Annotated in this window: 27 protein-coding genes and 2 tRNA genes; 10 read left to right on the top strand and 19 right to left on the bottom strand. The window is 70.0% G+C overall.

What is annotated here, in order from left to right; all coding sequences use genetic code 11:
* Positions 1-20: 20 nt before the first annotated feature.
* From JJQ90_RS18210 to JJQ90_RS18200, 3 genes are read right to left on the bottom strand one after another with little or no spacing between them, the layout of a single operon-like run.
* On the bottom strand, positions 21-1301 hold the full coding sequence (locus tag JJQ90_RS18210; RefSeq protein ID WP_216877662.1) for a sensor histidine kinase: 1281 nt from the start codon (positions 1299-1301) through the stop codon (positions 21-23).
* Entirely contained in the window at positions 1301-1963 is a 663-nt protein-coding gene (locus tag JJQ90_RS18205) for a response regulator transcription factor (protein WP_216877661.1), read from the bottom strand. The genes JJQ90_RS18210 and JJQ90_RS18205 overlap by 1 nt, the downstream gene beginning before the upstream one ends.
* Complete coding sequence (locus tag JJQ90_RS18200) at positions 1960-2241, bottom strand: hypothetical protein (protein WP_216877660.1); 282 nt, start codon at positions 2239-2241, stop codon at positions 1960-1962. Before JJQ90_RS18200 ends, JJQ90_RS18205 begins: the two co-directional genes overlap by 4 nt.
* 109 nt (positions 2242-2350) lie before the next feature.
* Between JJQ90_RS18200 and JJQ90_RS18195 the strand changes: the two genes are divergently transcribed.
* On the top strand, positions 2351-2974 hold the full coding sequence (locus JJQ90_RS18195; RefSeq protein WP_216877659.1) for a PepSY domain-containing protein: 624 nt from the start codon (positions 2351-2353) through the stop codon (positions 2972-2974).
* 53 nt (positions 2975-3027) lie between these two features.
* A complete protein-coding gene (locus JJQ90_RS18190) occupies positions 3028-4017 on the top strand; it encodes an amidohydrolase family protein (RefSeq protein ID WP_216877658.1) in 990 nt (329 codons plus the stop codon).
* Positions 4018-4069: 52 nt separating this feature from the next.
* On the opposite strand, the gene JJQ90_RS18185 is transcribed toward JJQ90_RS18190, so the two are convergent.
* Positions 4070-4143 (bottom strand) — tRNA-Gln (locus JJQ90_RS18185).
* A gap of 190 nt (positions 4144-4333) precedes the next feature.
* On the opposite strand from JJQ90_RS18185, the gene JJQ90_RS18180 reads away from it, so the two are divergent.
* The 3 genes from JJQ90_RS18180 (at position 4334) to guaB (ending at position 7771) form a co-directional block, all read left to right on the top strand.
* Positions 4334-5446 carry a Ppx/GppA phosphatase family protein gene (locus tag JJQ90_RS18180; RefSeq protein ID WP_216877657.1) on the top strand — a complete coding sequence of 371 codons (1113 nt, stop codon included), beginning with the start codon at positions 4334-4336 and terminating at the stop codon, positions 5444-5446.
* 18 nt (positions 5447-5464) lie between these two features.
* Complete coding sequence (locus JJQ90_RS18175; RefSeq protein ID WP_216877656.1) at positions 5465-6163, top strand: RlmE family RNA methyltransferase; 699 nt, start codon at positions 5465-5467, stop codon at positions 6161-6163.
* Between the two features lie 81 nt (positions 6164-6244).
* The gene (guaB, locus tag JJQ90_RS18170; RefSeq protein WP_216877655.1) at positions 6245-7771 is read left to right on the top strand and encodes an IMP dehydrogenase; all 1527 of its coding nucleotides are present in this window, start codon (positions 6245-6247) and stop codon (positions 7769-7771) included.
* 17 nt (positions 7772-7788) lie between these two features.
* On the opposite strand, the gene JJQ90_RS18165 is transcribed toward guaB, so the two are convergent.
* Both JJQ90_RS18165 and JJQ90_RS18160 read right to left on the bottom strand, forming a co-directional pair.
* Complete coding sequence (locus JJQ90_RS18165; protein ID WP_329959477.1) at positions 7789-8082, bottom strand: tautomerase family protein; 294 nt, start codon at positions 8080-8082, stop codon at positions 7789-7791.
* Entirely contained in the window at positions 8082-8588 is a 507-nt protein-coding gene (locus JJQ90_RS18160; RefSeq protein WP_216877654.1) for a hypothetical protein, read from the bottom strand. Before JJQ90_RS18160 ends, JJQ90_RS18165 begins: the two co-directional genes overlap by 1 nt.
* Positions 8589-8895: 307 nt before the next feature.
* Here JJQ90_RS18160 and JJQ90_RS18155 point away from each other — a divergent pair, with 307 nt between their 5' ends.
* From JJQ90_RS18155 to guaA, 4 genes are all read left to right on the top strand, one after another.
* Positions 8896-10209: an RsmB/NOP family class I SAM-dependent RNA methyltransferase gene (locus JJQ90_RS18155; RefSeq protein ID WP_216877653.1), complete on the top strand. Its 1314-nt coding sequence runs from the start codon at positions 8896-8898 to the stop codon at positions 10207-10209.
* On the top strand, positions 10206-10781 hold the full coding sequence (locus tag JJQ90_RS18150) for a GNAT family N-acetyltransferase (protein ID WP_216877652.1): 576 nt from the start codon (positions 10206-10208) through the stop codon (positions 10779-10781). The genes JJQ90_RS18155 and JJQ90_RS18150 overlap by 4 nt, the downstream gene beginning before the upstream one ends.
* Positions 10782-10889: 108 nt before the next feature.
* Complete coding sequence (locus JJQ90_RS18145) at positions 10890-11513, top strand: calcium-binding protein (protein ID WP_216877651.1); 624 nt, start codon at positions 10890-10892, stop codon at positions 11511-11513.
* 91 nt (positions 11514-11604) lie between these two features.
* Entirely contained in the window at positions 11605-13200 is a 1596-nt protein-coding gene (gene guaA, locus JJQ90_RS18140) for a glutamine-hydrolyzing GMP synthase (protein WP_216877650.1), read from the top strand.
* A 24-nt stretch (positions 13201-13224) separates the two neighbouring features.
* Here the strand turns inward: guaA and JJQ90_RS18135 are convergent, their stop codons facing one another.
* From JJQ90_RS18135 to JJQ90_RS18085, 11 genes are all read right to left on the bottom strand, one after another.
* Positions 13225-14001, bottom strand: coding sequence for a cyclase family protein (locus JJQ90_RS18135; protein ID WP_216877649.1), 777 nt, complete (start codon positions 13999-14001; stop codon positions 13225-13227).
* A gap of 69 nt (positions 14002-14070) precedes the next feature.
* A complete protein-coding gene (locus JJQ90_RS18130) occupies positions 14071-14664 on the bottom strand; it encodes a pyridoxamine 5'-phosphate oxidase family protein (RefSeq protein WP_216877648.1) in 594 nt (197 codons plus the stop codon).
* A gap of 12 nt (positions 14665-14676) precedes the next feature.
* Positions 14677-15657: a Bug family tripartite tricarboxylate transporter substrate binding protein gene (locus JJQ90_RS18125; protein ID WP_230410780.1), complete on the bottom strand. Its 981-nt coding sequence runs from the start codon at positions 15655-15657 to the stop codon at positions 14677-14679.
* A gap of 167 nt (positions 15658-15824) precedes the next feature.
* Positions 15825-15901, bottom strand: a tRNA-Pro gene (locus JJQ90_RS18120).
* 66 nt (positions 15902-15967) lie between these two features.
* Positions 15968-16387: a MerR family transcriptional regulator gene (locus tag JJQ90_RS18115; protein WP_216877647.1), complete on the bottom strand. Its 420-nt coding sequence runs from the start codon at positions 16385-16387 to the stop codon at positions 15968-15970.
* Positions 16384-16704, bottom strand: coding sequence for an integration host factor subunit alpha (locus JJQ90_RS18110; RefSeq protein WP_216877646.1), 321 nt, complete (start codon positions 16702-16704; stop codon positions 16384-16386). Before JJQ90_RS18110 ends, JJQ90_RS18115 begins: the two co-directional genes overlap by 4 nt.
* A gap of 138 nt (positions 16705-16842) precedes the next feature.
* Positions 16843-17841 carry a beta-ketoacyl-ACP synthase III gene (locus JJQ90_RS18105; RefSeq protein WP_230410779.1) on the bottom strand — a complete coding sequence of 333 codons (999 nt, stop codon included), beginning with the start codon at positions 17839-17841 and terminating at the stop codon, positions 16843-16845.
* 11 nt (positions 17842-17852) lie between these two features.
* Complete coding sequence (gene plsX, locus JJQ90_RS18100; protein WP_216877645.1) at positions 17853-18923, bottom strand: phosphate acyltransferase PlsX; 1071 nt, start codon at positions 18921-18923, stop codon at positions 17853-17855.
* A gap of 28 nt (positions 18924-18951) precedes the next feature.
* On the bottom strand, positions 18952-19152 hold the full coding sequence (rpmF, locus tag JJQ90_RS18095) for a 50S ribosomal protein L32 (protein ID WP_216877644.1): 201 nt from the start codon (positions 19150-19152) through the stop codon (positions 18952-18954).
* A 100-nt stretch (positions 19153-19252) separates the two neighbouring features.
* The gene (locus JJQ90_RS18090) at positions 19253-19792 is read right to left on the bottom strand and encodes a YceD family protein (protein WP_216877643.1); all 540 of its coding nucleotides are present in this window, start codon (positions 19790-19792) and stop codon (positions 19253-19255) included.
* On the bottom strand, positions 19789-20334 hold the full coding sequence (locus tag JJQ90_RS18085; protein WP_216877642.1) for a ubiquinol-cytochrome C chaperone family protein: 546 nt from the start codon (positions 20332-20334) through the stop codon (positions 19789-19791). The genes JJQ90_RS18090 and JJQ90_RS18085 overlap by 4 nt, the downstream gene beginning before the upstream one ends.
* Before the next feature lie 118 nt (positions 20335-20452).
* Between JJQ90_RS18085 and JJQ90_RS18080 the strand changes: the two genes are divergently transcribed.
* Entirely contained in the window at positions 20453-20977 is a 525-nt protein-coding gene (locus JJQ90_RS18080; RefSeq protein ID WP_329959472.1) for an outer membrane protein assembly factor BamE, read from the top strand.
* Positions 20978-20998: 21 nt separating this feature from the next.
* Here JJQ90_RS18080 and mfd read toward each other — a convergent pair whose 3' ends face one another.
* Both mfd and JJQ90_RS18070 read right to left on the bottom strand, forming a co-directional pair.
* Positions 20999-24613 (bottom strand): transcription-repair coupling factor, encoded by a 3615-nt coding sequence (gene mfd, locus JJQ90_RS18075; RefSeq protein ID WP_216877641.1) that lies wholly within the window; start codon positions 24611-24613, stop codon positions 20999-21001.
* On the bottom strand, positions 24610-24939 hold the full coding sequence (locus JJQ90_RS18070) for an FAD assembly factor SdhE (protein WP_216877640.1): 330 nt from the start codon (positions 24937-24939) through the stop codon (positions 24610-24612). Before JJQ90_RS18070 ends, mfd begins: the two co-directional genes overlap by 4 nt.
* Positions 24940-24988 lie beyond the last annotated feature (49 nt).

Genomic DNA, 24988 nt, shown 5'->3' with positions numbered 1-24988 from the left:
CGATGTGCGGCGCACCATGGTCAAGGGGCCAGGGGCAGGCGCAGCAGCGCGACCAGCCCCGGACCCTCCCCTTCCAGCTCCAGCGCCCCGCCATAGAGGTCCGCCGTCTCCGCCACGATGGCGAGGCCAAGCCCATGGCCCGGTACCGCCTCATCCAGCCGCCGCCCCCGCGCCAGCGCCGCGGCCCGTGCCTCCGGCGCCATGCCCGGCCCGTCATCGGCGATGCGGATCAGCAGCCGGCCTGCCTCCGCCCGCGCCGAGACCTGCACCCGGCCGCGCGCCCATTTGCAGGCATTGTCCATCAGATTGCCGGCCATCTCCTCCAGGTCGCCACGGTCGCCGGCGAAGTCGGGCGCGCCCTCCGCGGCGATCTCCAGCGTCACCGCGCGGTCGCGATGGGCGGCGCGCAGCACCAAAGCCAGGTCCTCCAGCACCGGGGCCACGGCGCAGCGGGCGCCGGGCAGGCCGGCGGTGGCGGCGGTGCGGGCGCGGCTGAGGTGGCGGCGGATCTGCGCCTCCATCCGCGCCACCAGCGCCGTGACCTGGGCATCACCCTCCGCCGCATTGCGCAGCGCGGCCAGCGGCGTCTGCAGCGCATGGGCCAGGTCGCCGGCATGGCGGCGGGCGCGGTCCAGCATCGCTTCCTTATGCGTCAGCAGGGCATTCATGCTGGCCACCAGAGGCGCCACCTCGGCATGCGGTGCCTCCGGCATGCGGGCGCGCTGGCCGCGCCGCACCGCATCCAGGTCCCGCCGCAGCCGGCCGAGCGGCGCCAGCCCCACGCCGATCTGCACCAGCGAGGCCAGCAGCAGCGCCAGGCCCAGCGCGGCGAGCGACAGCACCAGCGGCCGCACCAGCTCCCCCCGCGCGGCGGCGATTTCGGCAAGCGGCACCGCGACGGTGGCGGTCAGCAGCTCGGGCGATCCGGGGCTGGTGAAATCCTGCCGCAGGGTCAGCAGCGCCTCCCCCGCCGGCCCCTGCTCGCCCAAGATTTCCTGGTCGAAGAGGGAGCGAGAGCGCAGCAGGATCTCGGCGCCGGAGGTTACCTGCCAGTACCAGCCCGATAGCGGCTGTTCGAAGCGGGGCTCGGCGGGCGGCGCCTCCAGCGTCACGCGGCCGCTGGCATCCTCCACCTCCACCCGCGCCATAAGCGCCAGCAGCGCCGTGTCCATCTGCTGGCGGAAGCCGCGTTCCACGGCGCGGGTCAGCAGCCGGTCGATGGCGAAGCCGGCGCCGAGCAGCGCCGCCAGGATCGCCACCGCCCCCAGCACCGCCAGCCGCGCGCGCAGCGAACGCCGCATCAGGGCGGCGCCGCCAGCACCCAGCCCTGGCCGCGCAGCGTCTCGATCCGGCAGGGCGCGACCTTCCGCCGCAGGCGGCTGACCAGCACCTCCATGGCATTGAAATCGCGGTCGGAATCGCCGTCATAGAGCTGTTCCGACAGCTCCGTGCGGCTGACCACGCGGCCCAGCCGGTGGAGCAGGTAGGAGAGAATTCGCGCCTCATAGGCGGTCAGGCGCAGCGGCATGCCTTCCAGCGTGAAACCGCCGGTCTGGGCATCATGCTCCAGGGGGCCGCAGGCCAGGATGGGGGAGGCATGGCCGGCGGCGCGGCGGATCAGCGCGCGCAGGCGCAGCACCACCTCCTCCATCCGGAAGGGTTTCGTCAGATAGTCGTCCGCCCCGGCGCGGAAGCCGGCGACCTTGTCGCCCCAGGCGTCCCGCGCCGTCAGCACCAGCACCGGCATGGCCAGGCCGGCGGCCCGCCAGCCGGACAGCACCGCGATGCCATCCCGCTTCGGCAGGCCGAGATCCAGCACCACCGCCACATAGGGATTCTCGCCGCCGAGGAAGGCCGCCGTTTCCCCATCCGCCGCGTGATCGACGGCGAAGCCGGACTCGCGCAGCGCGGCCAGGATCTGCGCGGCGAGGGTCGCGTCATCCTCCGCCAGCAGCAGCCTCATTTGCGCGCCGCGATCATGCCGCTGCCCTCGACCAGAAGCATGCCACCATCGGTGGCGGAGACGCGGATGCGCAGCACGTCATTGGCGGGTGTCAGCCAGCGCAGCTCATAGGCCACGGAGGTCTCCTCATCGTCCCGCCCCGGCACCACCCGCGCCTCGATCATGCGGCCGTGATAGCGTTCGGCCACGATCTCCACCACGCGCGGCAGCGGCAGCAAAGGCTGCGCGGCCAGGGCGAGTGGCAGGACCAGAAGGGCGAGGGCGGCGCGGCGCATCATGCGCTTTCTATTGCAGGGCGCTGCCTGAACCCAGCCTGAACGGCGCGGTTCCGGCTGGGTTCAGGCGCGGTGTGGGAGAAGGCGGTCCCACCACGAGAGGAGAGTCTTCATGACCACCACCCATCTCCGCCGCGCCGCCCTGGGCCTGGCGCTGGCCGCCGGCCTCGCCGCCCCCGCCTTCGCCCAGGCGCCCGCCGCGCCGGCCACCACCCAGACCCCGATCGGCGCCATCGCCCCGGGCGGCATCGCCATCGAGGGCCAGGTCACCGACGTCTTCGGCAACCGCTTCGTGCTTCAGGACGCCACCGGCCGCGTGCTGGTGGAGGCCGGGCCGGATTGGTACCACCGCCTCGACATCCGGCAGGGCGAGCGCCTGCGCGTGATCGGCCGCCCCGATGGCGGCAGCTTCGACGCCTTCACCATCCGCCGCGAGGATGGGCGGGAGATCACCATCCGCCGCGCCGAGGGCAGCCCCCCCTGGGCCGGCCGCCCGGGCCGCGAGGCGCGCGAACGCCGGGACCGTGAGCGGCGGGAGGAGCGCCAGACGCAGGGTGGGATCGACGAGGCCGAGGCGCGCCGCGTGGCGGAGGCCGCCGGCTACCGCATCCGCGGCGATGTCGAGCGCAAGCGCCGGCATTGGGAGATCGAGGCCTTCAACCCGCGCAATGAGCGGGTGGAGATCCATATCGACCTGGCCGGGCGGATCACGCGGGAGGAATGGGACCGCGACTGAACAGACGTTTCCACCCCCGCGCCAGGCATCCCCGCTCAGGTGAGTGCACGACGATGACGCAAGACAGCCGTTTCACCCGCCGTGCCTGCCTCGGCGGCGCCCTGGCCGCCGCCGGGGCCGGGGGCGCCCTGGCCCAGGACCCCGGCGCCACCGGGCAGGACGCGATCCGGGGCCAACGGCAACCGGCACGCAGCCTGCGACAGCCACGACAGCCGCCGCCATCGGGGGAGCTGGTGCCCTTCTTCGACGCGCATGTGCATCTCAATGACGAGGCCATGCAGCTTGACCTGATGGCGCGGCATGGCGCGACGCGGGCCGTCGTCTTCTGGGGCCGGGCCAGTGACAACGACACGGTGGCGGCCGCGGCGCGCCGTCATCCCGGCCGCTTCCTCGCCTTCGCCTGCGTCTCGCCGGAGCGCCGGGACTATCGCGGGGCCTGGGACCGGCAGGACCCGGCGCTGCTGGCCATGCTGGATCGTCTGCTGGCCTCCGGCCAGTTCCGGGGCATCGGCGAGATCTCGGCGGCGCATTTCCCCTCGCCGGGGTTTCCGGAGGCGGATTACGACCTGGCGTCGCCGATCATGCGCGGAATCGTGGAACTGGCGCGTCGCTACCGGGTGCCGGTGATGCTGCATGTCGAGATCACGCGGTTGCGGGAGATGCAGGCCCTGCTGGCGGCCTATCCCGACGTTCCGATCATCTGGGCGCATGGCGGATACACGCCGCTGTTCCTGGCCCGCCGGCTGCTCGAACAGCATGCCAACCTTGTCTACGAGCTGAGTGCGCGCAGCTGGCCGAGGCATCCGCGCTCGCCGGACTACACCTTGCTGCGGGATGGTGCGGCCGTCTGGCCCGAATGGCTGCAACTGATCGAGGCGAAGCCGGACCGCTTCATCATCGGGACGGATGCCAGCCATCGCAGCCTGGACAGCGATACGATGAAGCATGCGAGCGTCCAGGCTTTCCTGCGCCAGTTGAGCCCCGCCGTCCGGGAACGGGTTGCCGAAGCCAACCTGCTGGCCCTGGTGCACCCTTCACCCTGATCGCGCCGCGCATCGGCAACGCGGCCCGATATTTCCTGCGATTTCAAGGGCGTGGCTGGGGGACCTGGATTCGAACCAAGACTGCCCGAGTCAGAGTCGGGAGTTCTACCGTTAAACTATCCCCCACGAAGCGGGGCGCCTGGGGCGCTTTGCGTCGGGAGCGGCGAACTAGCATGCGTTTTCGGGGCAGGCAACATGCGGCGTTGCAAAATGCCTTGCCCCTGCCGCCAGACCGCCGGATCATGCCCCCGGCGCAGGCCAGTCCCCCAGGCGGGGGCTGGGGCTGGGCCGCCGGAAGCCCCATCTGTACCGAGCCATGCCCGACGACGCTGCCTTTTCCCTGCCGCTGGCCTGCCCCACCGCCCTTCCAGGCGATGCGGCCGGCCGCGTGCTGGGATGGCAGCCGAATCCGGCCTCCGGCGCCTATGCCGCGCTCGATCTCGGCACCAACAATTGCCGGCTGCTGCTGGGCACGCCGACCTATGGCAGCGGGCCGGCTGGCTTCCGGGTGATCGACAGTTTCAGCCGCATCGTTCGCCTGGGCGAAGGCCTCGGCGCCACCGGCCGGCTGTCCGAACAGGCGATGGACCGCGCCCTGTCGGCCTTGCGGTCCTGCGCCCGGAAGCTGGAGCGCCGCCCGGTGCGCGCCATGCAGGCGGTGGCGACGGAGGCCTGCCGAAGGGCGGAGAACGGCCCCGCCTTCCTCGCCCGGGTCGAGGCCGAGACCGGCCTGCGGCTGCGCATCATCTCGGCGCGGGAGGAGGCGGAGCTGGCGATGGAAAGCTGCGCCCCGCTGCTGGAGGCCGGGGACCGCCGGGCGCTGCTGTTCGACATCGGCGGCGGCTCCACCGAAATCGCCTGGATCCGCATCCTGCCCGGCGGCCGGGTGCCGGAGCTGATCGGCACCATCTCCGTGCCCGTCGGCGTCGTCACCCTCTCCGAACGCTGCGGCCCCTCCTGCTTCACCGAGGCCGGCTTCCACGCCGTGGTGGATGAGGTGGCGGACAAGCTGCGCGGCTTCGATGCGGTGCATTGCATCGGGCAGGAAATCCGCGCCGGCGGCGTGCGGCTGATGGGCACCTCCGGCACCGTCACCACCCTGGCCGGCGTCGCCATGGCGCTGCCGCGCTACCGCCGGCTGCTGGTGGATGGCCAGGTGCTGGAAAGCTGCGTCGCCGACCAGGCGCTGGGCGATCTTTTCGCCCTCGGCCGGGCCGGGCTGGCCGCGCATCCCTGCGTCGGGCCGGAACGGGTGGATTTCGTGCTGCCCGGCTGCGCCGTCTATGCCGCCATCCGCCAGGTCTGGCCGGTGCCCCGGCTGACGGTGGCCGATCGCGGATTGCGGGAGGGGATTCTGCTGCGCCTGATGCGGCTGGACCGTGCCGCGCAGCGCCGCCCCGGGCGCGGCTTCTGGCCGGGCTGCGGCTGAGGGCGTAAAGCCCCACCCATGGCCAAACCCCCCTCCCCACCCGGAAAGCCGGGCCAAGTCCGCCAATTGGCCGACCGGCTGCGCACCTCCAAGGGCCGCACCATCGGCAGCCAGCGCTGGCTGGAACGTCAGCTCAACGACCCCTACGTGAAGGAGGCAAAGGCGCGCGGCCTGCGGTCCCGCGCCGCCTTCAAGCTGGAACAGATGGATGACCGCTTCAAATTGCTGAAGCCAGGCACCCGGGTGGTGGACCTCGGCGCCGCGCCGGGCGGCTGGACGCAGGTGGCGCTGGCCCGCGGCGCCCATCGGGTGGTGGGGATCGACCTGCTGCCGGTGGACCCGATTCCCGGCGCCATCCTGTTGCAGGGCGATTTCCAGTTGCAGGAGGCGGAACGCCAGGTGCTGGACGCGCTGGACGGCCAGGCCGACCTGGTGCTGTCCGACATGGCGCCCAATACCACCGGCCACAACGCCACCGACCATCTGCGCATCATGGCGCTGGCCGAGATCGCGCTCGATTTCGCCGGCCGCGTCCTGGCCCCCGGCGGCGGCTTCGTCACCAAGGTCTTCGCCGGCGGGTCGGAAAAGGACTTTCTCAATACGCTGAAGCGGGATTTCGTCACCGTCCGCCACGCCAAGCCGCCGGCCAGCCGCAAGGACAGCGCGGAGCTCTATGTGGTCGCGACCGGCTTTCGCGGAGCAGCTTCAACCGGCTGACATGAACCCGCCCCTGGACGCCGCCCCCGGAAGCGGTGTAGGCGGGGCCGCCAAGGTCGCGGATCGAAAGAGGTTCCCACCATGGCACCCCCAGATACAAACACTGCCCAGACGGGTACCACCGATCGCGAGGCCGCCTTCCGTGCGCGCTTCGAGGAGGCCTATGCCTTCGACGACGTGCTGCTCGTCCCCGCCTATTCCACCGTGCTGCCCAGCGAAACCGACACCCGCACGAAACTGACGCGGGAGATTTCGCTGAACATCCCGCTGATCGCCGCGGCGATGGACACCGTCACCGAGGGCAATATGGCGATCGCCATGGCCCAGGCCGGCGGGATCGGCGTGATCCACAAGAACCTGTCGCCGGAAGACCAGGCCGCCCAGGTCCGCCAGGTGAAGAAGTTCGAATCGGGCATGGTGGTGAACCCCCTCACCATCCATCCCGACCAGACGCTCGCCGAGGTGCGCGCGCTGCAGGACGCGCATCGCATCAGCGGCGTGCCGGTTGTGGAACGCGGCAGCGGGCGGCTGGTCGGCATCATCACCAATCGCGACGTCCGCTTCGCCACCGACCCCAATCTGCGGGTCTATGAGCTGATGACGCGGGAGGGCCTGGTGACGGCCGATGCCGATGTCACCAAGGACAAGGCGCGGGAGCTTTTGCACAAGCACCGCATCGAGAAGCTTCTGGTGGTGGACGACGCCTATCGCTGCGTCGGCCTCATCACCGTGAAGGACATGGACAAGGCCCAGGCCAACCCCAATGCGGTGAAGGACCCGATGGGGCGCCTGCGCACCGCAGCGGCGATCGGCGTGGGAGAGGATGGCTTCCATCGCGCCGGCCTGCTGGTGGCCGCCGATATCGACGTGCTGGTGGTCGACACCGCGCATGGCCATTCCGGCGGCGTGCTGCGCGCCATCGAGCGCATCAAGAAGATGTCGAACTCCGTGCAGATCGTCGCCGGCAATGTTGCGACGCCCGAAGGCGCGCTGGCGTTGATCGAGGCCGGTGCGGATGCTGTGAAGATCGGCATCGGCCCGGGCTCCATCTGCACCACCCGCATCGTCGCCGGCGTCGGCGTGCCGCAGTTGACCGCGGTGATGGAAAGCGCGGCCGCCTGCCGCGAGCGCGGCGTGCCGGCGATCGCCGATGGCGGCATCCGCTCCTCCGGCGACGTCGCCAAGGCGATCGCGGCGGGGGCCGATTGCGTGATGATGGGCAGCGTCTTCGCGGGCACCGACGAGGCGCCGGGCGAGGTGTTTCTCTACCAGGGCCGGTCCTACAAATCCTATCGCGGCATGGGCTCGCTGGGCGCCATGGCGCGCGGCTCGGCGGATCGCTACTTCCAGGCCGAAGTGGCGGACAAGCTGAAGCTGGTGCCGGAAGGCGTGGAGGGCCGCGTCGGCTACAAGGGTCCGGTGGGCACCGTGATCCACCAGATGGTCGGCGGCTTGCGCGCCGCCATGGGCTATACCGGCGCCGCCACCATCCCCGACCTGCAGACCCGTGCCAAGTTCCGCCGCATCACCAATGCCGGCCTGCGCGAGAGCCATGTGCATGACGTGGCGGTGACGCGGGAAGCGCCGAACTACCGGCTGGAGGGCTGAAAGCCGCTGGGGCCGGGCTAGACGTCGACCTTGTAGTTCAGGCCGATCTCATCGCCCGGCAACCCACGGATGCCCCAGGCGCTGCGTGGCGTCTCGAACAGGGTGATCTCGATATCATGCGGCTGGATGCCGGTGGCTTCCGGGATCCAGCGGTAGAAGGCACCAATGAGCGCTTTCCTGGCCTCCGGTGAGCGCCCTTCGAACATGCTCACTTCAATGACCACGTAGCGCTCCGACCGATCCGCCGGGTAGATGAAGTCGTCCTCGGTGGCCCCGAAACATCGAGGCCACCAGCCCTCCGGCCCGGCGATCAGCGCTGCGGCGGGATTTCGGAAATCCGCAGGGTCGCGCGCTGCGGCGCACCACGCTCGAAGGTGCCGATCCAGATGTTGTAGTTGCCGCTCTGCGGGCTGCGGAGGACGATGCCGGGGTTCACCCCGTCCAGATCGTCATTGCAGTGCCAGTTGCCGGCCGAATCGTTGATCACCAGCGTGGTGTCCACCGTGGCGACCACCGAGATGAACAGCGGGTACTGGCCGGAAGTATAGTTCAGGTCGACATCCGGCTTGGAGAAGTCGATCCAGCCGGAGCAGTCCGGGCCGATGCCGGTCGCTTCACGATCGCCACCCGCCTCCACCGGCACCTCCCGCGGATCAGGCTCGAAGCCGGCGCGCAGGTTGATGGTGGCGTAGCGCGGCTGGGCGCGCCAATCGGGGAACTGCTGCGCCTGCTGGGGCGGCGCCCCCTTCTGCTGCGCGAACGCGGCACCGGCGACCATCACGGCAACGGCGCCGGCGGCGAGAATGGACTTGAACATGTGTGGCAGGTCCCCTTTCTGGCCCGCTGGATGCGGGCTTGAGAGCTGAGTCTAGGCCGAATTCCCACCCTCGGCCCATGCGGGCAGAGGAAGCTGACGAAAAAATCATGGCGAAACCACGCTCATAATCCGAAACAGAGTTTCGCGACTGGGCGTCCTTCACGACAGGTTGGGCCTGCCATCGCGAAGCGGCGATGGACCGGCTATGCTGCGCCAACAAACATCGCTGGCGCCCCGCGCCCCTACCCTTCCCGCCCCCCGCCCAGGCCCGATCCCGCCCCGGCGCGCGGCCTGTCCGGATTCCCCCATGACCCCCGCCGCCCGCCTTGCCGCCGCCATCGACCTGCTCGCCGCCGTCGAGGCCTCTCCCCGCCGCCCGGCCGATGCCATCGCCAATGATTTCTTCCGCAACCGCCGCTACATCGGCGGCTCGGACCGCCGTAACGTCTCCGACCGCGCCTGGGGGGCGATCCGCCAGCGGCTGCGGCTGAGCTGGCACTTTGGCGAATTCGGCATCACCGCCCCCTCCGCCCGGCTGCTGCTGGCCGGCCATCTGATCCTGGCCGAGGGCTGGACGCTGGAGGGGGTGGAGCAGAACTATTCCGGCGAACGCTTCGCCGCCTCCCCCCTCTCGGTGGAGGAGCGCGGCGTGCTGGAGAAGCTGGTCGGCCGCCCGCTGGTGCTGCCGCGCATGCCGGACGGGCCGCGGCTGAACCTGCCGGAATGGGCGATGCCGGGCCTGATCCGCCGTTTCGGCGACGGCCTGGCGGCGGAAGCGGCCGCCATGGAACAGCCGGCGCCGCTCGACCTGCGCGCCAATCTGCTGAAGGGCAGCCGTGAGGCGGTGCTGGCCGCCCTGGTGGCGGAGGGTATTCCCGCGACCCTGACGCCGCTCTCCCCCTGGGGCCTGCGCATCGCCGACCGTCGCCCGGTCAGCGGCACCAAGACCTTCCTGGAAGGGCTGGTCGAGATCCAGGATGAGGGCAGCCAGCTGGTCGCGCTGCTGACCGATGCCCAGCCGGGCATGCGCGTGGCGGATTACTGCGCGGGGGCTGCCGGAAAGACCCTGGCGCTGGCCGCCACCATGGGCAATCGCGGCCATATCGTCGCCTGCGACACCTCCGCCTCCCGCCTCGAAGGCGCGGTGAAGCGGCTGCGGCGGGGCGGCGTGCACAATTCCGAATGCCACCTGCTCACCTCCGGCGACAAATGGCGCAAGCGCAGCTCGCGCAAGTTCGACCGGGTGCTGGTGGACGCCCCCTGCACCGGCACCGGCACCTGGCGGCGCAACCCGGATGCGCGAATCCGCACCAATGCGCGCGACCTGGCGGAGCTGGTGGCCAAGCAGGCGATGATCCTCGATGACGCATCTGAATTGGTGCGTCCGGGCGGAAGGCTGGTCTACGCTACCTGTTCCCTGCTGCCGGAGGAGGACGAGATGCAGATGGCGGGCTTCCTGGAACGTCACCCGGACTTCACCCCGGTGCCCTTCGCGGCGCTGTGGCCGGCGCTGCGCCCCGACATCGCCGCCCCCTGCCCAGGCCCCTACATGGCGCTGTCCCCGCACAGCCATGGCACGGACGGCTTCTTCGCCGCGGTGCTGCAAAGACAGCCCTCATGATGGCCATCCGCCGCGCCCGGCCGGGCGACGCGGCGGCGATCGCCGCGGTGCATGTGGCCGCCTGGCGCAGCGCCTATGCCGGCATCCTGCGGGAACAGTACCTGGCGAACCTCTCCGAGATCCGTCTCGGTGCCTTCTACCAGCGCGCCATCCTCGACCGGCAGGGCGGGCATGCGGTCTTCGTCGCCACGGCGCCCGATGCGGCGGGCGGCAGCCCCGTGGTGGGCTTCGCCTCCGGCGGCCGCGCCCGGCGCCCCGGCCTGGCGGAGGGTGAGGTGGAGACCCTCTATGTCCTGGACGATTATCGCGAGCGCGGCTGCGGCCGGCGGATGATGCGCGCCATGGCGGCGCATCTGCGCGCCATCGGCTGCCATTCCGCCCTGGCCTGGGTGCTGGAGGCCAATCCGAGCCGCTTCTTCTACCACCACCTGGGCGGCCACCTGTCGATGCGGGAGACGATTCGCGTCGGCGGCCAGCCGGTGGAGCAGATCGCCATGGTCTGGAACCCCATCGACACCCTGCTCGCCGCGACCGCCCCCGTGCAGGAAGGCCGGGTGCGGGAGGGAGACTGACCGCCCATCGCGGATTCCTATCACCACGAAAGGCATCGCCCTGCTACCGGCACAGCCGACCCGCGGTTAGCTTCCGGTCATCGAGACGCAGGCAGACAGGAGGTTCCGATGACCGATCAGGCCAAGATCACCGCCCCGCAGGAACTGGACCCGCAGGACCTGGCACGGGCGACCGGCGGCAGCTTCACCGACCGCTTCGGCACCGAGGGCGGCGACCACATCGCCACCGGCGACGGCATGGACAAGATCTTCGGCGGCGGCGGCAATGACACGATCAGCAGCGGCGGCGGCCAGGATGAGGTGCATGCGGGCGCGGGCGACGACTTCGTGGATGCCGGCGCCGGCGACGACAAGGTGTTCGGCGGCGAGGGCAACGACCTGATCCTGGGCGGCGATGGCGCGGATGAGCTGCATGGCGGCGACGGCCACGACCATCTGCGCGGCGGCGCCGGCCATGGCGACAAGGTCTTCGGCGGCGAGGGCAATGACACCTTCTGGTGGCAGGCCGGCGACGGCAATGACGAGTTGCATGGCGGCAATGGCGCCGACAACATCATGCTTCAGGGCGTGACCATGGAGCAGTTGCAGGCCGGGCTGCAGATGTTCGACAGCAGCAGCTACACCGTCACCGGCAACGCCATCGTCTTCCATGGCCCGGCCAATGGCCAGTTCGTGGTGAATGGCGAGGTGGTGAAGTTCTTCGACATGGAACAGATCACCATCGCCGGCTGATGCAAGGCGCGTGGGGGCGGCAGCGCCCCGCGCAGCCCTGGGCAGCGCCGAATCGACTTGTCGGCCTGCCGGCCCTGTGCTGATAGGCGCCATGACACAGGCCGCCCCCGACGCCGCTTCCGCCCCGGTCGCCCAGCACCACGACCGCATCCTCATCCTCGATTTCGGCAGCCAGGTGACGCAGCTCATCGCGCGCCGGCTTCGCGAATCCGGGGTCTATTGCGAGGTCTGGCCGTTCAACGCGGCCCCCGAGGCGCGCATCCGCGCCTTCGCCCCCAAGGGCATCATCCTCTCCGGCGGCCCCGCCAGCGTGACCGAGGAGGGCAGCCCCCGCGCGCCGCAGGCGGTGTTCGAGATGGGCCTGCCGATCATGGGCATCTGCTACGGCCAGCAGGTCATGGCGCATCAGCTCGGCGGGCTGGTGGAGGGCGGGCATCTGCGCGAATTCGGCCGCGCCCATATCGACGTGACCGGCGACTGCGCCATCACCCAGGGCGTCTGGGCGCCGGGCGCGCGGGAACAGGTGTGGATGAGCCATGGCGACCGCATCACCCGCCTGCCCGAGGGTTTTCGGGTTGTCGCGGCCAGCGAGGGCGCGCCCTTCGCCGTCATCGCCAATGACGAACGCCGCTACTACGGCACCATGTTCCACCCGGAGGTGGTGCACACCCCGCATGGCGCCGCCCTGCTGAAGAATTTTTCGCATATCGTCTGCGGCTGCTCGGGCGACTGGACCATGGGCGCCTTCCGGGCCGAGATGGTGGAGAAGATCCGCGCGCAGGTCGGCAGCGGTCGCGTGGTCTGCGGCCTGTCCGGCGGTGTCGATTCCTCGGTCGCCGCGGTGCTGCTGCATGAGGCGATCGGCGACCAGCTCACCTGCATCTATGTCGATCACGGGCTGATGCGAGCCAATGAGTCGGAACAGGTGGTCGCCACCTTCCGCGACCGCTTCAACATCAAGCTGGTGCATCGCGATGCCAGCGAGCTGTTTTTGGGCCAGCTTTCCGGCGTCACCGACCCGGAGCTGAAGCGCAAGACCATCGGGCGCCTGTTCATCGAGGTCTTCGAGGAAGAACAGCAGAAGATCGGCGGCGCCGACTTCCTGGCCCAGGGCACGCTGTACCCGGACGTGATCGAGAGCGTCTCCGCCACCGGCGGCCCCAGCGTCACCATCAAGTCGCACCACAATGTCGGCGGCCTGCCGGAGGGGATGCGCATGAAACTGGTGGAGCCGCTGCGCGACCTGTTCAAGGACGAGGTCCGCGTGCTCGGCCGGGAGCTCGGCATCCCGGAGGTCATCGTCGGCCGCCACCCCTTCCCCGGCCCGGGCCTGGCCATCCGCATCCCCGGCGAAGTGACGCGGGAGAAGGCGGATATCCTGCGCCATGCGGACACCATCTACCTGGAGGAAATCCGCAACGCCGGCCTCTACGACGCCATCTGGCAGGCCTTCGCCGTGCTGCTGCCGGTGCGGACCGTGGGCGTGATGGGCGATGGCCGCACCTATGACAGCGCCTGCGCGCTGCGGGCGGTGACCAGCACAGATGGCATGACGGCGGATGTCTATCCCTTCAGCATGGAGTTTCTCACCCGCGTGGCGGGTCGCATCGTGAACGAGGTGCGCGGCATCAACCGTGTGACCTACGATATCACCAGCAAGCCGCCGGGCACGATCGAGTGGGAGTGAGGACCGGGGCCACCATCGACCGCTCTAACCCTCAAAAATCGCCACTGCCCGGCACCAGCCGCCAGAGGCCCGGTGGATTTTCACCGGCAGGCAGCTCACGGTGAAGCCGCTCGCCGGCAGCCGGTCGAGATTGGTCAGTTTCTCGATCTGGCAGTAGCCGGCCTCCCGCCCCGCCTTGTGGCCTTCCCAGATCAGGCTGGCATCGCCGGTGGCGGCAACCCTGGCCTGGGTATGAACGAAGGGCGCGTCCCAGGACCAGCCATCAGTGCCGACCACCCGCACGCCGCGCGCCGTCAGCCATAGCGTCGCCTCCCGCCCGAAGCCGCAGCCGCGGGAGACATAGTCCGGCCGCCCGTAGCAGGCGCCGGCGGAGGTATGCGCCAGCACGATATCGCCAGGCTGAAGCCTGTGGCCGATGGCAGCCAGCGCGGCCTCCATCTCCGCCGCCGTCACCACATGCCCATCGGCGAACTCGGAAAAATCCAGCCGCACGCCCGGGCCGATGCACCAGTCGAGCGGCACCTGGTCGATGGTCAACGCCGGGGCGCCGCCATCCATGGTGCTGGCATAATGCCAGGGGGCGTCGAGATGGGTGCCGTTATGGGTGGAGAGCCGCACCCATTCCATCGCCCAACCCTCCCCGCCCGGCAGTTGGTCCGGGGTGATGCCGGGGAAGAAGGACACCAGTTCCGCCGCCGATTCCGCATGGCCGCGATAGTCGATGCTGGGGCCATAGCCCGGCGGGTCGGCCGCCACCTCGTTCTGCAGCGGCAGGGAAAGATCGACGATGCGGCGCGGCATAGGGGGCGTCCTCCGGGATTGCGGGAAGCCTAGGATGTTTCCCCAGACCCCGGAAACGCTCCAGCCCTCTCAATACAGATGGGCCTCATAGGCATGGGCGATGCGGGTCTCCGCCTCCTCGACCCCGATCTTGCGGGTCTGGCTGGCGAGAATGCGGCCGAGGCTCGGGATCTCGCCCGGGCGGGCGTGCCGCGCCGGGTCCCACAGCGCGCTGCGCTTCAGCGCCTTGCCGCAATGGAAGAACACCTCCTCCACCGTCACCTCCAGCGCGCTTTTCGGCAGGCGGTCATTCGCCGTCATCGCCTGGAGCGTGACGGGGTCGGTGGTGAAGGCGGCGCGGCCGTTCACCCGCAGCGTCTCCAGCACCCCGGGCACGAAGAACAGCAGCCCGATCTTTGGATTGCTCCGCAGGTTGTTCAGGCTGTCCACGCGATTGTTGCCGGGCCGGTCCGGCAGCAGCAGGCGCCGGTCATCCAGCACCACGACGAAGCCGGGCGCGTCGCCGCGCGGGGAGGAATCGCAATTCCCCTGCCCGTCCGCGGTCGCCATCACCAGGAAGGGCGCGCGGGCGATGAAGGTCCGCGCATGGGCATCCAGATGGTCGAGTTGCTTCTCGACGGCGAGTGTCGCCGGCGCCGGATAGATGTCGCGAAGGTCGTCCATGCGCAGTTCCCCTCAGCTCGGCGTGACGCCGGAGGCGCGGACCACCGGTGCCCATTTCGCCAACTCACCCCGCACGAAATCGGCCGTGCCCTGCGGCGTGGTCCCGGTGACCGCCGGCTGGCCCATCTCCGCCAGACGATGCACCACATCGGGCTCCGCGACGATGGCATTCAGCGCGGCATTGAGCGCGCCGATGACCGGCGCCGGCGTGCCGGCCGGGGCGAACAACACGTTCCAGGTATAGGCCTCGTAGCCCGGCAGGCCGGCCTCCGCGAAGGTCGGCACATCGGGCAGCGCCGCCGCGCGATCCGGCGTGGCGATGGCGATGGCGCGCAGCCGCCCATCCCGGACATGGGGCGCGACGGAGGCCAGGGCGTCGGTGGCGAACTGCACCCGCCCGGCCAGCAGGTCGGCGGTCATGGGTGCCGAGCCGCGATAGGGCACATGCGTCGCCTGGGCGCCGAGCCGCTGCATCAGCAGCACGCCGGCCAGATGCCCCATCGAGCCGGTACCGGAGGAGCCGTAGTTGAGCTGGCCCTGGCGTTCGCGCAGCAGCGCGATGAAGGCCGGCAGGTCCCGCGCCGGCAGGTCCGGATGCACGACGACGATGATCGGCACCCGCGCGAACTGGGCGATCGGCGCGAAATCCGCCACCGGATCGAAGGGCAGGCGGGTCTGCAGCGCCGGGTTCACCGCATGGGTGGTGGCCGTGCCGATCAGCAGCGTGTGGCCATCCGGCGCGGCCCGCGCCACGGCCTCCGCCGCGATGGCGCCACCGGCACCGGGCCGGGCCTCGACCACGAAGCTCTGGCCCAGGCGTGCGGTCAGGCGTTCGGCGATGATGCGCGCGACGATGTCGGTGGGCCCACCCGCCGAGAAGGGGATGACAATGCGCACGGGGCGCGAGGGATAGCCCGTTTGGGACATCGCGGCGCCGGGCAGGCCGAGCCCGGCGGTGGCAAGGGCGGTCAGTGTCTGGCGTCGGCTCAGCATGGCCGGATCCTCCTCATGGGGCGCAGAGGGCATCCTCACGCCCTGCGTCGGCCTGTCAACCATCTGGGACACAATCGGGATGGCAGCATCGGGCCGGCGAAGGCCCAGACACGAAAAACCCCGCACGCGGCGGGGCTGACGGACGGATCAGGGTTTTGAAGAAAAGATGGTCGGAGCGGCGGGATTCGAACCCACGACCCCCAGTCCCCCAGACTGATGCGCTACCAGACTGCGCTACGCTCCGACTGCGGCGGCAATAGCATCGCGGGACGGTTGCCGCCAACCCCCAGGCCGCGGGTTTCGGTGCGGCTCAGACCCGCGCGACCAGCGCCCGCAACTCATGCGCCAGGCGCTCCAGCGTATCCAGCGCCTCCCGCACCGGCTCGGGCGCATCGGCCTCGTCCAGGTCACCCAGCGGCAGTTCCGGCGCGGCGCCGGCCTCCTCCAGCCCCCCCTCGCGCAGCAGGCGCTGCACGCCCTTGATGGTATAGCCCTGGGTATAGAGCAGGTCGGAGATGCGCTTCAGAAGCCCGATATCCTCGGGGCGGTAGTAGCGCCGGCCGCCCCCGCGCTTCAGCGGCTTGAGCTGGGGGAACTTGGTTTCCCAGAACCGCAGCACATGCTGCGGTATCTGGAGGTCGTCCGCCACCTCGCTGATGGTGCGGAAGGCGGTGGGCGCCTTGCGCGGCCGGGCGCGGGTGGCGTCACCCTCCAGCGTGTCGTCGCTCATGCGTCGTCATCGGCGCTGCCGCCGATGACCTGGCCCGGATTCAGCCGGGCCTTGAGGACGTGGGAGGGGCGGAAGGCCAGCACCTTGCGGGGCTGGATCGGCACCTCGACACCGGTCTTCGGATTGCGGCCGACGCGGCGGCCCTTCTGGCGCACGACGAAGGACCCGAAGGCGGAGATCTTCACCGCCTCCCCCGCCTCCAGCGCCACGGACATGCGTTCCAGCACTGTCTCCAGCAGATCGGCACTCTCGTTGCGCGAGAGTCCCACCTGCGCGTAGATCGCCTCCGCCAGATTGGCCCGCGTGATCGTCGTCATGCCCCAGCAGGTCCCCGCAACCCCTTCAAGACACAACAAAGCCGGGATTACACGGGGTCGTCAACCATGGGTTTGCGACGGCTGGCGGAACATCCTGCGACAACGTCTCAGCCTAGGCGAAGAACGACTTGTTATCGCTCAGAAACGCGCCAGCGCCGCGCCCCAGGTGAGGCCACCGCCGATCGCCTCCATCAGCACCAGGTCGCCCTGCTTGATGCGGCCATCGCGGGTCGCCTCGGCCAGCGCCAAGGGGATGGAGGCGGCGGAGGTATTGGCATGGCGGTCGACGGTCACCACCACCCGGTCCAGCGGCAGGTGCAGCTTGCGGCCCATCGCCTCGATGATGCGGATATTCGCCTGGTGCGGCACCAGCCAGGCCACATCGTCATAGCCGAGGCCATTGGCCGCCAGCGCCTCATCCACCGCCGAGGCCAGCTTGGTGACGGCGTGCTTGAACACCTCCCGCCCCGCCATGCGGACCACCCCGGTGCCGCCGGTGGAACCGGCGCCGCCATCGACCTGGAGGATGTCGCCATGCCGGCCATCGGCGTGCAGATGGGTCGACAGCAGGCCGCGATCTCCTTCCCCAGCCTGGGCCGCGCGCAAAAGCACCGCGCCGGCACCGTCGCCGAACAGCACGCAGGTGCCACGGTCGGACCAGTCGAGGATGCGCGAATAGATCTCGGCGCCCACCACCAGCACGCCCCGGGCCTGGCCGGCCCGGATCATCGCATCGGCCACCGACAGGGCGTAGATGAAGCCGGTGCAGGCCGCCGCCAGGTCGAAGGCGAAGCCCCGCGTCACGCCGAGTCCGCCCTGGATGCGGGCGGCGGTGGAGGGGAAGGCGCTGTCGGGCGTCGCTGTCGCGACGATCACCCCATCGACATCGTCCACCGTGGCGCCGGCCTGGGCCAGCGCGTCGCGGCAGGCGGCGATGCCCATGGCGGAGGCGGTCTCGCCCGGTGCGGCGAAATGCCGCTGGCGGATGCCGGTGCGCTCCACGATCCAGGAATCGCTGGTCTCGAGGTTCTTTTCCGCGGCCAGCGCGTCATTGCTGACGGATCGGGCCGGCAGGTAGCCACCGGTGCCGGCGATCACGCCACGAATCGACGCCGGAGTCCCTGTGGCCACAGACATGTCGGAGCTTTCTAGCGGGAGGTGGCGGCAAGCCGCGGGGTGGGGCTGGGCAGCAGCGCCAGGCCTTCCCGAATCCGGTCGTTGAAGCGGTGCGTGACCATGTCCATCGCCACGTCCACGGCATGGGCGAAGCCGACGGCATCCGTGCCGCCATGGCTTTTCACCACCACGCCATTCAGCCCGATCAGCACCGCGCCATTGTAGCGCCGCGGGTCCATCCATTCACGCAGCCGGTCCAGCGCGGGCCGGGCCAGCACATAGCCCATGCGGGCAGGGATGGAGCTGGTGAAGACCTGGCGCAGCAGGTCGCGCATCAATTTCAGCGCCCCCTCCCCGGTCTTCAGCGCCACATTCCCGGTGAAGCCATCGGTGACGATCACATCCACCGTGCCGGCGGCGATGTCATGGCCTTCGACGAATCCCCGAAAGTTCGGGGCGAGATGGCTCAGCCGCAGCGTCTCCGCCGCCAGCCGCACCCGCTCATCGCCCTTCAACTCCTCGGAGCCGACATTGAGCAGGCCGAGGGTCGGGTTGGTCAGGCCGAGCACGGCGCGGGCGAAGGCATCGCCCATGACGGCGAATTCGATCAGGTTGCGCGAATCGCATTGCAGATTTGCGCCGAGGTCCAGCATGACCACGTCGCCGCGGGCAGAGGGGCCGATGGCCGCCAGCGCCGGCCGGTCGATCTCCGGCAGCGTCTTCACCACGATTTTCGCGAGTGCCATCAAGGCGCCCGTGTTGCCGGCGGAGACGACGCCGGAGGCCTCGCCCTGCGCGACGGCATCGATGGCGACGCGCATGGAGGACCCGCGCACGCGAAGCGCCGCGGTCGGCTTCATGTCGCCCGGAATGGATTCCGGCGCATGGCGCAGCAGGCAGGCCTTGGCGGCACGCGGCCGCCCGGCCAGCAGGGCACCCAGCCGCGCCTCATCGCCGGTCAGCAGAAAGCGTGCCTGCGGATGACGTTCCGCGGCCAGCTCCAGCCCATCCAGCACGGATTCGGGGGCGTGGTCGCCACCCATCGCGTCGATCGCCAGGGCGAAGGCAGCTGCCTCCCGCCCCGCAAGGACCTTTCCCGCCACCTTCAGAGCCTGCTTCCCAATGTGCGGGTCAGACGCGAACGACGCCCTTGGCCTTGTCCGCCGCCATCACTTCACGACCGTCGTAATGGCCGCAATGGGAGCAGATGTGGTGCGGGCGCTTCAGCTCGCCGCAGTTCGAGCATTCCAGATGCGCGGCGGCGGTCAGAGCCTGATGGCTCCGGCGCATGCCGGCGCGGGAGGGCGAAACCTTTTTCTTCGGAACGGCCATGGTGCCGAGCCTTTCTCATCAACAGGCTGAAATATCAGCGGAGCGGGGGGCCTTAGCATCGCGCAGCCCGTTGGCGCAAGCCGCCCGCCCCGCTCTGCCCTCAGTTCCGTTTCAGGCGGGACAGAGCGGCGAAGGGGTTTGGACGTCCCGCGGGGGTATCGTCGATCCCGGCCTCCGGCTCAAGCGGCCCGTCCTCGGATTCCGCTGCAAGCTCGGGCGGAATCGCCGCATCCGGGGCGCGCGGCCAAGGATCCAGGGCCAAGGCGAGCTGTTCGGCGACGACTTCCCCGAGATCGACCGAGTCGCCATGGGTCTCGATCTCATCCGGGCTGTCCGGATCGTCATCCGTCGCCGGCGTGCCCGGAGGCAGGATACGCAGGTCGAGCGGCGAATCGACATGCTGCGCCACCGGCTCCAGCGTCACCACGCATTCCTGGATCACATCGGCCTCCAGCCGCCCTTTCAGGCGGATGACCCCGCCGGATTCGGGCATCAGCGTCACCGTGGCCTCCAGCCTTTCGACACCCGGGATCGCGAAGCGGGTGGCCAGGGCGGCGCATTCGGCGGCATTGGCGCGCAGCGTGACGCTGCGGGGCGCGGTCAGGCCCAGGCGGTAGGGGCGCGGGAATTCCGGGATCATGCCGGCACCTCGACATCGAAGCGGGCCCGGCCGCGGGTAAAATCGGCCATGGCCTGGGGCGCCAGCCGCTCGGCCAGGGCCTGGGCATAGCTGGCGAGACGGGCCGCGGCGCCTTCCGGCACCACCTCCCCCCGCCAGATATTGCGGGTCAGCGCCGCTTCCAGCGCCGCCAGGTCGCCAGCATCGATCGCCGCCTCATAGGCTGCGGCGCGGCCGTGGAAGGCCTCCCACATCCGCTTCACGCGCTTGCCCACCACCAGGTCGCCCACCCCCATCTCCCGCAGGTTCACATCCATATCGGCGAACATGGCGTCGAACACCGCCTGGGCCAGCTTCGGGCCCTCGGCCGCCGCGTCGCGCCGCAGCCGGCGGATCAGCAGGGCCACATGCAGGGAAACCAGGTCGAAGCGCCCGTCCAGCGTGTCCGGCACGCCGAGTCCCGCGAAGAAGCCCGGGCGGCGGGCGGCGCCGACGGCGGCGGAATACAGTTCGAACCCCGCCCGCTCATGCGGCTTGCGCGTGAAAAACCCGAGCAGGCCCATATCCACTCCCGTCCTCATGAAGCCGCCGGGCTGCGCGGCCGTTGACCGCGCCCCGCCAGGGTGGCATTGCCGGCACATGGAGCGCCCCATGCACGCGGTCAACATGTTGCGGCCCTTGGTGGCCCGTCAAACCCGACGCCTTCCGGGCGCCGCCCTGGCGCTGTCCGCCCTGCTGGCGACCGCCGGGTGTTCCTGGATGCCCTCCGTCCCCGGTGCCGGCCTGTTCGAAAGCCCCCGGCAGATGCGCGGCCATGCGGTGGAGGAGGAGACGCTGGCGCAGATCACGCCGGGCGTCAGCAGCCGCGCCGATGTGGAAGCCGCGCTCGGCTCCCCCTCCGCCACCGGCACCTTCGACAATGGCGTCTGGTACTACATGAGCAGCGTCACCCGGCAGCGTCCCGGCCGGACGCTGGCGGTGGAGGATCAGCGCGTCGTCGCCATCCATTTCACGCCCGAGGGCGTGGTGCGGGACATCCAGCGCGTCGGGCTGGAAGACGGGCGGAATGTGCAGGTGGTCAGCCGCATCACCCCCTCCCCGGGCAATGACCGCACCATCCTCCAGCAGTTGTTCGGCAATATCGGACGACTGGCGCCGGGCGTGGGCGGCCAGACCAACCAGACCATCGGCGCGCCGAGCCGCTGAGGCGGCCCGGCGCGGACCCCCTCAGCGCTTCCAGCGGCCCGGAAAGGGTATCGGCTTGGTCGTCGCGCCCTTCGGCGCCGGCGGCAGGCTCTGGGTACGGAACACCGTCTTCTTGAAGCTGGGACCCTGCTTCGCGGTGGGTGCCGGTGCGGGCGGCTTCGGCGGCGGGGTGGTGGATTTCGGCACGCGCCCCTGCGCCACCTCCGCCAGCGTGGTCAGCAATTCCCGCGCCGCGCGCATCCGCGCCTCATAGGGCATCTCCTGCGCCCAGGCGAGCTTCTGGTCCGGCCGCAGGCGGGCAAAGCCCTGCTGGCCCGTCACCCATTCGATCAGTCCCGGCGGGTTCGGGAAGCGGTTGCCGCGGAAGGACAGCACGATGCCCTTCGGCCCGACATCCAGCTTCTCCACCCCCACCTGACGGCACAGCGCCTTGAGCCAGACCACCTGAAGCAGCGTCTCGGCCTCCGCCGGCAGCTTGCCGAAGCGGTCGGCGAGCTCGGCGCCCATGGCGTCGATCTCGGCCTCGGTCTGAAGGCTGCCGATGCGGCGGTACAGGCCCAGGCGCACCGGCAGGTCGCGCACATAGGTCTCGGGCAGCATCACCGGCAGGCCGAGATTGATCTGCGGCGTCCAGTCACGATCGTCCCGCGCCTCATCCTCGCGCGCGCCGGATTTCAGGTTCTGGACCGCATCCTCCAGCATCTGCTGGTACAGCTCGATGCCCACTTCCCGGATATGGCCGGACTGTTCATCGCCCAGCAGGTTGCCGGCGCCGCGGATGTCGAGGTCGTGGCTGGCCAGGGTGAAGCCGGCGCCGAGATTGTCCAGCGTCTGCATCACCTCCAGCCGCTTCTCCGCCGCCGCCGAAAGCCGGTGCGTCTGCGGCCAGGTGAGGTAGGCATAGCCGCGCAGCTTGCCGCGCCCGACCCGGCCGCGAAGCTGGTAGAGGCCCGCGAGGCCGAACATGTCGGCGCGGTGGATCAGCAGCGTGTTCACCGCCGGCATGTCCAACCCGCTCTCCACGATATTGGTGGAGAGCAGGATGTCGTATTTCTGGTCGCCGAACTCCGTCATCACCCGTTCGAGCTCGGTCGGCGCCAGCCTTCCATGCGCCTCGGCGATGCGGGCCTCCGGCACGATTTCCGCCAGGCGTTCGCGCAGCCGCGGCAGGTCCTCCAGGCGGGGGCACACGCAGAACACCTGCCCCCCCCGGAAACGCTCGCGCAGGATCGCCTCGCGGATCACGACGCTGTCCCAGGGCGTGATGAAGGTGCGCACGGCGAGGCGGTCGACGGGCGGAGTCGCGATCACGCTCATCTCCCGCACGCCGGTCAACGCCAGTTGCAGGGTGCGCGGGATGGGCGTCGCGGTCAGCGTCAGCACATGGACGTCGGCCTTGAACTGCTTCAGCCGTTCCTTATGCGCGACGCCGAAATGCTGCTCCTCATCGACGATGACGAGGCCGAGATCGGCGAACTCGATCGACTTCGCCAGCAGTGCATGGGTGCCGACGACGATGTTGATCGTGCCGTCCTTGACCCCGTCGCGCACCGCCTGCGCGTCCTTGGCATTCACCATGCGGGAGAGCTGGGCGACCTTGATCGGCAGCCCCTCGAAGCGCGTCGAGAAGATGCGGAAATGCTGGCGGGCGAGCAGCGTGGTCGGCACCACCACCGCCACCTGGGTGCCGGACATCGCCACCGCGAAGGCGGCGCGCAGCGCCACCTCGGTCTTGCCGAAGCCGACATCGCCGCAGATCAGGCGATCCATCGGTCGGCCGGCGGCGAGATCCTCCAGCACATCGGCGATGGCGCGTTGCTGGTCTTCTGTCTCGGCGAAGGGGAAGCGGGCGCAGAACTCGTCCCAGGCGCCTTCGGGCGGGATGGCGGCCGGCGCATCGCGGGTCTGGCGTTCCGCGGCGATGCGGATCAGCGCCGCCGCCATGTCCTGGATGCGGTTTTTCGCCTTGGCCTTGCGCGCCTGCCAGGTGGAACCGCCCAGCTTGTCGAGCGCGACGCCGGCGGCTTCGGAGCCAAATCGCGAAAGAACTTCGATGTTCTCAACCGGCAGGAACAGCTTGTCGCCGCCGTCATAGATCAGCCGCAGGCATTCATGCGGCGCCTCGCCGATGCGGATCGTCTCCAGCCCGTCATAGCGGCCGATGCCATGGTCCTGATGCACCACCAGGTCGCCCTGGGCGATTTCCGTCGCATCGGCGATGAACTGGTCGGCGCGCTTGCGGCGGCGCGGCGGGCGGGCGATGCGTTCACCCAGCAGGTCCTGCTCGCAGACCAACGCCAGGCCGTCGGCATGCTTGTCGGAGGGCGCGACGAAGCCCCGCTCGATGCCGACGATGGCCAGTCCGACGGTGCCCAGCTTCAGCTTCTGGACGTCGAGAAAATGGTCCACCGGCTCGGCAGGGACGTTGTTCTCGCGCAGCAGGTTGCCGAGCCGCTCCCGCGACCCGCGGGTCCAGGCCGCCAGCACCGGGCGCATGTTGCGCTTCGCCAGGGCGGCAGCGTGTTCGCCATAGGCCTGGAAGACGTTGCGCCCCTCGGCGCGCACATCGTTGAACATCCGACCGAGCCTGCCGCCGGCATCCAACCCCGCCGCATGTTCCGGCTGGTCGAAGGGAGAGAACCGAAAGACCCGGGCCTCCTCCAGCATCTCGATCCAGCCATCATGGTCGATATAGAGGCGGTCCGGCGGGGCGGGGCGGTAGGGCACCTCGCCATCCCGGGTCGGCATGCGCCGTGCCTCGTAATGGTCCGCCACCATTTCCAGCCGCGCGGTCAGCACGTCTTCCGCCTGATGGTCGAGGGAGACGGAGACCCCCTCCCCCAGATGGTCGATCAGCGTCTCCATCCGGTCGTGGAACAGCCCGGCCCAGTGCTCCATGCCCGGATGGCGGCGGCCGGCGGAGATGCTGACATAGAGCGGGTCCTCCCCCGCCGCCGCGCCGAACAGGTCGCGGTAGCCGGAGCGGAAGCGGCTGATCGAATCGGCGTCGAGGAACACCTCCCCCACCGGCCGCAGCACCAGCGCATCCACCTTGTCGCCGCTGCGCTGGGTGGCGGTGTCGAAGGCCCGCAGATCCTCGATCTCATCGCCGAAGAAGTCGAGGCGGACGGGCTCGCTATGGCCGGACGGGAACAGGTCCACGATGCCGCCGCGCACGGCATATTCGCCGTGCTCCATGACGGAGCCGGTGCGGTGGTAGCCATTGGCTTCGAGGAAGGCCGTCAGTTTCTCCGGCTTCACCCGCCCGCCGCGCTTCAGCGCGAGCGTCGCGCCCTGGAAGGAGGCGCGCGGCGGCACTTTTTGGACCAGGGCGTTGACGGTGGTCAGCAGGATGCGCGGCGTGGGGCCGGGCTCCGCAAGCCGGGTCAGGGTGGCGACGCGTTCGGACACGATCTCGGGATTGGGCGAGACGCGGTCATAGGGCAGGCAGTCCCAGGCCGGGAAGCGCAGCACCTCCACATGCGGGGCGAAGAAGCCCAACGCCTCCGCCATCCGGGCCATGCGGGCGTCGTCGCGGCAGACATGCAGCACCGATCCGCTGGATTCGGCGCGGCGCCGCGCCAGCAGAAGGGCATCGAAGCCTTCCGGCGCGCCATGGACCGTCAGGATGTTCATGGACGCAGATGCGGCGGCAGGCCGGCGCCCGATTCGTTGCACTCCACCAGCATGCGGGCGAGCAGCGGGCCGGCGACCTCGGCCGGGATCGGCCGGCGCTGCATCAGCCAGTCGGCCAGGTCCACATCCGGCAATTCCAGGATCTGCTCCAGCTCATCCAGTTCCTGCTCGGTGAAATGGGCGATGTGGCGTGCGACGAAGGCGCCGACCATCAGGTCGGTCTCCTTGGTGCCACGGTGCCAGGCGCGGAAATTCAGCCGGCGGCGGCGTGGATCGAGCTCGGGGGCATTTTCGGTCAGCTTGAGGCTCTCGGCGTTCTGGGACATGTCGGCGCTCGCGATGCGCGCTGTCATATAGAGGCCCATGGGAATCCTG

It is taken from the genome of Falsiroseomonas oleicola, from assembly GCF_019029495.1.
In the GTDB taxonomy this organism is placed as follows: Bacteria; Pseudomonadota; Alphaproteobacteria; order Acetobacterales; family Acetobacteraceae; genus Falsiroseomonas; species Falsiroseomonas oleicola.
Note: the sequence above shows the minus strand (reverse complement) of the source record. Positions and strands in the feature narration are given on the sequence as shown.

Excerpts from the sequence above, each read along its gene's own strand:
- JJQ90_RS18210 (WP_216877662.1), bottom strand. The coding sequence starts at position 1,301 with ATGCGGCGTTCGCTGCGCGCGCGGCTGGCGGTGCTGGGGGCGGTGGCG.
- JJQ90_RS18205 (WP_216877661.1), bottom strand. The coding sequence starts at position 1,963 with ATGAGGCTGCTGCTGGCGGAGGATGACGCGACCCTCGCCGCGCAGATC.
- JJQ90_RS18200 (WP_216877660.1), bottom strand. The coding sequence starts at position 2,241 with ATGATGCGCCGCGCCGCCCTCGCCCTTCTGGTCCTGCCACTCGCCCTG.
- JJQ90_RS18195 (WP_216877659.1), top strand. The coding sequence starts at position 2,351 with ATGACCACCACCCATCTCCGCCGCGCCGCCCTGGGCCTGGCGCTGGCC.
- JJQ90_RS18190 (WP_216877658.1), top strand. The coding sequence starts at position 3,028 with ATGACGCAAGACAGCCGTTTCACCCGCCGTGCCTGCCTCGGCGGCGCC.
- JJQ90_RS18180 (WP_216877657.1), top strand. The coding sequence starts at position 4,334 with ATGCCCGACGACGCTGCCTTTTCCCTGCCGCTGGCCTGCCCCACCGCC.
- JJQ90_RS18175 (WP_216877656.1), top strand. The coding sequence starts at position 5,465 with ATGGCCAAACCCCCCTCCCCACCCGGAAAGCCGGGCCAAGTCCGCCAA.
- guaB (WP_216877655.1), top strand. The coding sequence starts at position 6,245 with ATGGCACCCCCAGATACAAACACTGCCCAGACGGGTACCACCGATCGC.
- JJQ90_RS18160 (WP_216877654.1), bottom strand. The coding sequence starts at position 8,588 with ATGTTCAAGTCCATTCTCGCCGCCGGCGCCGTTGCCGTGATGGTCGCC.
- JJQ90_RS18155 (WP_216877653.1), top strand. The coding sequence starts at position 8,896 with ATGACCCCCGCCGCCCGCCTTGCCGCCGCCATCGACCTGCTCGCCGCC.
- JJQ90_RS18150 (WP_216877652.1), top strand. The coding sequence starts at position 10,206 with ATGATGGCCATCCGCCGCGCCCGGCCGGGCGACGCGGCGGCGATCGCC.
- JJQ90_RS18145 (WP_216877651.1), top strand. The coding sequence starts at position 10,890 with ATGACCGATCAGGCCAAGATCACCGCCCCGCAGGAACTGGACCCGCAG.
- guaA (WP_216877650.1), top strand. The coding sequence starts at position 11,605 with ATGACACAGGCCGCCCCCGACGCCGCTTCCGCCCCGGTCGCCCAGCAC.
- JJQ90_RS18135 (WP_216877649.1), bottom strand. The coding sequence starts at position 14,001 with ATGCCGCGCCGCATCGTCGATCTTTCCCTGCCGCTGCAGAACGAGGTG.
- JJQ90_RS18130 (WP_216877648.1), bottom strand. The coding sequence starts at position 14,664 with ATGGACGACCTTCGCGACATCTATCCGGCGCCGGCGACACTCGCCGTC.
- JJQ90_RS18125 (WP_230410780.1), bottom strand. The coding sequence starts at position 15,657 with ATGCTGAGCCGACGCCAGACACTGACCGCCCTTGCCACCGCCGGGCTC.
- JJQ90_RS18115 (WP_216877647.1), bottom strand. The coding sequence starts at position 16,387 with ATGAGCGACGACACGCTGGAGGGTGACGCCACCCGCGCCCGGCCGCGC.
- JJQ90_RS18110 (WP_216877646.1), bottom strand. The coding sequence starts at position 16,704 with ATGACGACGATCACGCGGGCCAATCTGGCGGAGGCGATCTACGCGCAG.
- JJQ90_RS18105 (WP_230410779.1), bottom strand. The coding sequence starts at position 17,841 with ATGTCTGTGGCCACAGGGACTCCGGCGTCGATTCGTGGCGTGATCGCC.
- rpmF (WP_216877644.1), bottom strand. The coding sequence starts at position 19,152 with ATGGCCGTTCCGAAGAAAAAGGTTTCGCCCTCCCGCGCCGGCATGCGC.
- JJQ90_RS18090 (WP_216877643.1), bottom strand. The coding sequence starts at position 19,792 with ATGATCCCGGAATTCCCGCGCCCCTACCGCCTGGGCCTGACCGCGCCC.
- JJQ90_RS18085 (WP_216877642.1), bottom strand. The coding sequence starts at position 20,334 with ATGGGCCTGCTCGGGTTTTTCACGCGCAAGCCGCATGAGCGGGCGGGG.
- mfd (WP_216877641.1), bottom strand. The coding sequence starts at position 24,613 with ATGAACATCCTGACGGTCCATGGCGCGCCGGAAGGCTTCGATGCCCTT.
- JJQ90_RS18070 (WP_216877640.1), bottom strand. The coding sequence starts at position 24,939 with ATGTCCCAGAACGCCGAGAGCCTCAAGCTGACCGAAAATGCCCCCGAG.